The 2,278-nt window shown below is 71.2% G+C and carries 2 protein-coding genes; both read left to right on the forward strand.

The window, feature by feature from the left end:
* Window positions 1-206: 206 nt before the first annotated feature.
* Window positions 207-377, forward strand: a complete 171-nt coding sequence (locus F9B16_RS52125; RefSeq protein WP_173097526.1) for a hypothetical protein — start codon at window positions 207-209, stop codon at window positions 375-377.
* Between the two features lie 79 nt (window positions 378-456).
* A complete protein-coding gene (locus F9B16_RS50150) occupies window positions 457-2,013 on the forward strand; it encodes a long-chain-fatty-acid--CoA ligase (RefSeq protein ID WP_192809412.1) in 1,557 nt (518 codons plus the stop codon).
* Window positions 2,014-2,278 lie beyond the last annotated feature (265 nt).

The following is a 2,278-nucleotide window of genomic DNA, read 5'->3' on the forward strand; positions in this document are numbered from 1 at the left end:
CGCTCCGGGCGGCCAGCCCCCGCCGCCGTCCGGCCCGCCGCTCGACGCGCCGCCGCCCGGCAGCCAGCCGCCGCCCCCGGCATGACCCCAGGTGGTTCCCCTGGCGGACCTCAGGGTTGACCTCCGCCGAACGTCCAGAGGTAGCGGGTGAGGGCTCGTACTGAAGGGTGATGCCCCGCCCGCGATGACCGCATACGGTGAGGGGCATGGGTAAGACAATCCTGACCATTGTCGGCGTGGTCCTCGCGATCTGGCTGCTGATGACGGTGATCGGCGCGATCATCTCGATGCTGAAGTTCTTCTTCTTCATCGGGTTCGTCGCGGTCATCGTCGTCCTCGCGGTGACCCTCGTGTCCAAGATGGCCCGAAGCAGGTAGCGCGTCCCCCTTGCCGGGGCTTCGCCGATGACCGCATGATGCCGGGACAACCAGGCGGTCATCGGCGAAGGGACCTACCGTGCCGGGTCTGACGGAGATGCTGCGCGAGCGGGCGCTCGCGCAGCCGGACCGCGTCGCCTACATCGCGGGCGACACGAGCCTCACCTACCGCGAGTTCGACCGGCGCGCCGACCGGGCCGCCGCCGCCCTCGCCGCCGCCGGCGTCGGCCGCGGCGACCGCGTCGCGATCCTCGACAAGAACTCGCTCGAGTACGCCGAGCAGCTGTTCGGCGCGGCGCGGATCGGCGCCGTCCAGGTGCCCGTGAACTACCGGCTCGCGCCCGACGAGGTCGCCTACATCGTCAACAACGCGCAGGCGAAGGTGTTCATCGTCGGGCCCGAGTTCGTCCCCGTGCTCGACGCGATCACCGGGAAACTCGAGCACACCACGCACACCGTCGTCATCGGCGGCGAGGGGCACGCCCACCTCGACTACGCCACCTGGACGGACGCCGCCCCCGCCGAGCCGCCCGCCTACGAGGGCGCCACGTCGGACGTGTTCGTCCAGCTCTACTCGTCGGGCACCACGGGCCTGCCCAAGGGCGTGATGCTCACCCACGACAACTTCCTCGCCGCGCTCGAGGTCACCAACGACGCCTGGGACGTCGACGACGAGACCGTCCTGATGGTCGCGATGCCGATGTACCACGTGGCCGGCAACGTGCTGACGGTCTCCGTCGTCTACAACGGCATCACCGGCGTGATCAGCCGGGAGCCCGACCCGACGGAGATCGCGCGCGCGATCGAGGCGAACCGCGTCACGCACATCTTCCTCGTCCCGGTGCTGCTGCAGTTCATGCCGCTGATCCCCGAGGTGACGGCGTGCGACCTGTCCAGCCTCAAGCTGATGCTGTACGGGGCGTCGCCGATCAGCGAGGACGTGCTGCGCGGCGCCATGCGGATGCTGCCGGGCACCGGCTTCATGCAGGTGTACGGGCTGACGGAGGTCACCGGCGCGATCACGATGCTGCCCGCCGAGGACCACGACCCGGACGGCCCGAACGCGCGCCGGCTGCGCAGCGCCGGGCTGCCGAACGCGGGCTGCGAGCTGCGGATCGTCGACCCGGCGACGGGCGAGGACCTGCCGGCCGGGCAGGTCGGCGAGATCGTCTGCCGGACCGCGCAGAACATGAAGGGCTACTGGGGGATGGCGGAGGCGACGGCGTCCGCGCTGTCGGAGGACAACTGGTTCCGCACGGGCGACGCCGGCTACCTCGACGAGGACGGCTACCTCTACATCCACGACCGGGTCAAGGACATGATCATCTCCGGGGGCGAGAACATCTACCCCGCCGAGGTCGAGAACGTCCTGATGGGGCATCCCGCCGTCACCGACTGCGCCGTCATCGGCGTGCCCGACGAGCGGTGGGGCGAGACGCCGAAGGCCCTGGTGGTGCTGGCCGAGGACGTCCCCGAGCAGCAGATCATCGACTACTGCCGCGAGCGCCTCGCGCACTTCAAGTGCCCGACGTCGGCGGAGCGCCGGGACGCGATCCCGCGCAACCCCACCGGCAAGATCCTCAAGCGGGAGCTCCGCGCCCCGTACTGGCACGGTCAGGACCGCAGCGTCCACTGAGCGCCCCGCCATGGCCGCCGGGGGCGTCCTCCGGCGGCCATGGCGGGACGTGCCAATGCGGTGACAACCGGGTTCCGCCGCCGCGAGACTGTGGGCGTGACGGACTGGGTCGCCAACAGCATCTCGATCGCCTCGCTCGGGGCGACGATCGTCCTCGGGGTCCTGCAGCTGCGCAAGGACGGCGAACGTTCCGGCCCTCCGGAGCGGGCGCGGCCCCCGGAGCGGGCACGACCTCCGGAGCGGGCGCGGCCCCCGGCGCCGGAGG

It is taken from the genome of Actinomadura montaniterrae, assembly GCF_008923365.1.
GTDB lineage: Bacteria > Actinomycetota > Actinomycetes > Streptosporangiales > Streptosporangiaceae > Spirillospora > Spirillospora montaniterrae.